This is a genomic window from Acidimicrobiales bacterium (assembly GCA_035533095.1).
Classification (GTDB): Bacteria; Actinomycetota; Acidimicrobiia; order Acidimicrobiales; family Palsa-688; genus DATLUM01.
Genome location: DATLUM010000135.1, coordinates 1 through 4,177, shown reverse-complemented (window position 1 = coordinate 4,177; position 4,177 = coordinate 1). Strand labels below are relative to the sequence as shown.

Below are 4,177 nucleotides of genomic sequence, written 5' to 3'. Positions count from 1 at the left end.
CAGGACAGCCGTCCTGGCTCTTGTACGGATCTCGCTCTTTCGACCGGATTACAACTGTCGCTTGTCTGTTCGGCTCCTTCGTCCCCAGGTTGCCACGCGTCCTCATATAGGACGCCCACACCGAACTTCAAGACCCAACCGCCCACCGCGCCAAGGGCCGGACCGCCGGCCCGGCCCGCGGCGAGCCGGCAGCGCACGGTCGGATGCGCTGGTCGCGTTCGTCTCCATGCGAGTACGGGAGCCAAGGGGACAAGGGGCGGCCCGTCGGCGCGAAGCCGGTCCGTCCAGGGGGAATGCGCAACCCCGGCATCCATCAAGGGAGCCGGGGTCCTGGCACGCACTCCAATGCGCCTGAGTGGACACTACTCAAACCCCTCGGCGCCTCTTAAATTAAGGCTCTGCTGGGACTGCTGGACCGCAGCGAGTTGGATCGATCCGTCAACGCCGTTGAGGGTGCGGCCGCGTACCCGCCGCCGGCTGCGGGGCGGCCGGCCCCTCCGGGGTTGCGGTGGGGAGCGATCCAGGCGGCAGTCCTAGGCGTACTAACGGGTGCTGCACGGCCCATGCGGGTCCGAGAGGTCCATGCGCGGGTCGAGGAGCGCCTCGGACTGCGGGTCTCCTACAGCACGGGCTGCAGCTTCCTCACGACAGCTTCGAAGGAGTCGAACGGCGTCGTCGAGAGGGTGCAATACGGGACCTATCGAGCGGCGCCGAACCGCTAGGAGGTTGGTGTTTTTCGGGTGGTTCCGTCTGACTCTCAAGTAATACTTGAGGGTATGAGCCTTGGACTATCTCCTCGCCAGTCGGATCTGTTTGCGACGACGACGAGCTTCTGCGAGTCGCGGGTGCCGGCGGATTCGATCTATGGCCTGTTGCACCGGCAGTGTTTCGCGTTGTTCCCGGACGAGATGTTCGCTGATCTGTTCACGGATGTGGGCAGGCGGTCGGTGCCGCCGATGATCGTGGCGGTGGTGATGGTGTTGCAGCGGTTGGAGGGCTGCTCGGACCGCGAAGCGGTTGACCGGTTCGCGTATGACTTGCGCTGGAAGTACGCCGCGGGCGGTCTTGATTTCGACTATCCGGGGTTCGTGCACACGGTGCTGGTTGACATGCGCGCCCGGCTTGCTGCGTCGGAGCGGCCGGACCGGGTGTTCGAGGTGACGCTCGCGGCGGCCCGGGAGGCGGGGCTTGTGGGTCGTCGCCGGGTGCTGGATTCCACAGCGTTGTTCGATGCCGTCGCGACGATGGACACGGTGACGTTGATCCGCTCAGCGATCCGCGGCGTGCTGGCCGCGTGCGTATCGGGGGAGGAGCGCGAGCTGCGGGCGGTTCTCGCGCGCGACGACGACTACCGGTCTGCGGGGAAGCCGGTGTGTGACTGGGAAGACCGGGTGGCGCGTGAAGATCTGATCGACGCGTTGGCGCGTGATGCTCGGGCGGTGCTCGCGGTGCTGGATGGCCGGGCGCTTGAGCCGGCGCTTCAGAAGGCGGGCGAGCTTTTGGCGACCGTTGTCGGCCAGGATCTCGAGAGCGGTGAGGACGGCCGGTTTCGGATCGCCAGGAAGGTCGCGAAGGATCGTGTGATCTCGACTGTTGACCCGGACGCCCGGCATGGGCACAAGACCGCGGCGCGCGGCTTTGACGGCTATAAGGGGCATGTCGCGATCGACCCGGACTCGGAGGTGATCGTCGCGACCGGCGTGACCGCGGGGAACACCGCTGACGCTGGCGCGGCCGATGCTCTGCTCGCTGGGGACCTCCCCCTCGCCGAGACCGCTGAGGAACTGGCCGATCAGGAGCCGCTCACGGTTTATGGTGATAGCGCATACGGGACGGGTGCGCTGCTTGACAGCTTCGAGCAGACCGGGGTGATCGCCAGGTGCAAGACTCAGCCTCCGCGCGCTCCGGGCGGCCGGTTCCCCAAGAGCGAGTTCGGGATCGACCTGGACGCCGGGACGGTCACCTGCCCGGCCGGCCACACCGTCGTCTTGCGGCCGTTGAAGAGCGGGCAGATCGCCAGGTTCGCCAGGCTGTGCACCGGCTGTCCGCTCGCCGTCAAGTGCACTGCCAGTCGGAAGGGGCGCACGATCCACCTGGGCCAGCACGAGCGGCAACTCGCCAGTGCCCGAGCCCGACAAACCGATCCGGACTGGAAGACCGACTACACCCAGACCCGCCCGAAGGTCGAGCGCAAGATCAGCCACCTGATGCGCCGCAAGCACGGCGGCAGACGCGCCCGCGTCCGCGGCGCCACGAAGGTCGCCGCCGACTTTCAGCTCCTTGCTGCCGCCGTGAACCTCGCCCGCCTCGCCGTCCTCGGACTCGACCGACAACCCGGCAGCTGGGCGCTCAGCGCCAGCTGAGCGCCCCGGACCGGGCGCCCGAAGACCCCGCAAGGCCGATCCCAGCACCCCCGAGCCGCCCCGAAACCCTCGCAATGCCCGCTACCCGAAGGTGCCAGCAACCCGGCACACACAAACCCTCAGCCCGCACCCTCAGCCCGCGCCGCCATCCCGGCCCGACCGGCGCTCACAACACCCCGTTCGACACCAGCCATCTAGGCGGCTCGCTCGTCCACGATCTTGATCGCCGCGGCCTCGCGCTCGAAGTCGATCGCCTCGCCGTCGTCGGCGAGGTCCTCAGCCGGCACGGCGAGCGAGCTATCGATGCCGATTGCGGCGTAGATCCGCTGTTCGATCTCCTTCGCCACCTCGGGGTGCTGCTCGAGGTAGAGCTTGGCGTTGCTGCGCCCCTGCCCGAGGCGCTCGTCGCCGTAGGAGAAGAACGAGCCCGACTTGGTCACGACGTTGTGCTCGATCCCAAGGTCGATCAGGCAGCCGGCGGTTGAGATGCCCTTGCCGAACTCGATGTCGAACTCAGCCTGCTTGAACGGCGCCGCGACCTTGTTCTTGACGACCTTGACGCGGACGCGGTTGCCGACCGCCTCGTTGCCGTCCTTGAGCGTCTCGATGCGGCGGATGTCCAGGCGCTGGGACGCGTAGAACTTCAGCGCGCGCCCGCCGGGCTGCGTCTCCGGCGAACCGAACATGACGCCGATCTTCTCGCGGATCTGGTTCGTGAGGATGCAGAGCGTCTGCGTGCGGTTGAGGTTGCCCGCGAGCTTGCGCATCGCCTGCGACATCATGCGCGCCTGCAGACCGACGGTCGTGTCGCCCATCTGCCCCTCGAGCTCGGCGCGCGGCGTCAGCGCGGCGACCGAGTCGATCGCGACCACGTCGACCGCGCCCGACCGCACCAGCATGTCGGCGATCTCGAGCGCCTGCTCGCCGAAGTCCGGCTGGGAGACCAGCAGCTCGTCGATGTTGACGCCGATCTGCTTGGCGTAGAGCGGGTCCATCGCGTGCTCGGCGTCGATGAAGGCGCAGGTCCCGCCGAGCTTCTGGGCCTCGGCGAGCACGTGGTAGATCAGCGTCGTCTTGCCCGAGGACTCCGGGCCGAAGACCTCGACGATCCGTCCGCGCGGGACGCCGCCGATCCCCAGCGCGAGGTCGAGCGACAGCGCCCCCGTCGGGATCGCGGAGCAGCGTACCTGCGCGCCGGGGTCCCCCATGCGCATGACCGAGCCCTTGCCGAACTCCCGCTCGATCTGCGTCAGCGCACCCTGCAGCGCCGCCACGCGGGCCTTTGCGGCCTTGTCGTCTTCCGTCACGGTCATCCTCGAGCTCCTGTCGCGCTGAATTGGGATGCCGACGATAGGGCGCGCTTCGGATGGAACGCGAACGGGCGTTCGCACCCGATTCTCGTGGATAGGAGGTCGGGTGCGCAATCGGCTACGCCAGTCGCCCGCGCGTGAGAGTGAGAGCGCGGCGTCCAAGGAGCCCGCGAGCTCGGCTCGCGGCGAATCAGAGGGGATTGCGAGCGAGGTGGCGTATGAGGCGAACTTGACGCTCGCGCCACCAATCGGCAAGTCCGGCCTTGCTGATTGGGAGAGCGTCGTCGGCTTCGACGTCATCGAGGTATCCAAGCGCTCGAACTATGTGCTGGAGACTGTCGCCCTGGGGGCTGACGTCGTAGCGCGCGAGGAAGAATGCGATGCCGTCCTCGATTGTCAGGCTGCCCCGTTCCTCGATGAGCTTCAGGTCGTAGTAGTCGCGCATCTCGCCACGGTCGCCGACGACCTTCAGCTTCATCGCGAGCAAATCCTTGAGCCCGGCGA

Annotated in this window: 4 protein-coding genes; 2 read left to right on the top strand and 2 right to left on the bottom strand. The window is 67.6% G+C overall.

The window, feature by feature from the left end:
• Nucleotides 1–563: 563 nt before the first annotated feature.
• Nucleotides 564–722, top strand: coding sequence for a hypothetical protein (locus VNF71_15470; GenBank protein HVA75954.1), 159 nt, complete (start codon nt 564–566; stop codon nt 720–722).
• Nucleotides 723–776: 54 nt separating this feature from the next.
• The gene (locus VNF71_15465) at nt 777–2,363 is read left to right on the top strand and encodes an IS1182 family transposase (GenBank protein HVA75953.1); all 1,587 of its coding nucleotides are present in this window, start codon (nt 777–779) and stop codon (nt 2,361–2,363) included.
• A gap of 194 nt (nt 2,364–2,557) precedes the next feature.
• On the opposite strand, the gene recA is transcribed toward VNF71_15465, so the two are convergent.
• Together recA and VNF71_15455 are read right to left on the bottom strand one after the other, a co-directional pair.
• Entirely contained in the window at nt 2,558–3,670 is a 1,113-nt protein-coding gene (gene recA / locus VNF71_15460) for a recombinase RecA (GenBank protein HVA75952.1), read from the bottom strand.
• Between the two features lie 193 nt (nt 3,671–3,863).
• The coding region (locus tag VNF71_15455; GenBank protein ID HVA75951.1) for a hypothetical protein at nt 3,864–4,177 on the bottom strand (314 nt) is incomplete at its 5' end.

Excerpts from the sequence above, each read along its gene's own strand:
- VNF71_15470 (HVA75954.1), top strand. The coding sequence starts at position 564 with ATGCGGGTCCGAGAGGTCCATGCGCGGGTCGAGGAGCGCCTCGGACTG.
- VNF71_15465 (HVA75953.1), top strand. The coding sequence starts at position 777 with ATGAGCCTTGGACTATCTCCTCGCCAGTCGGATCTGTTTGCGACGACG.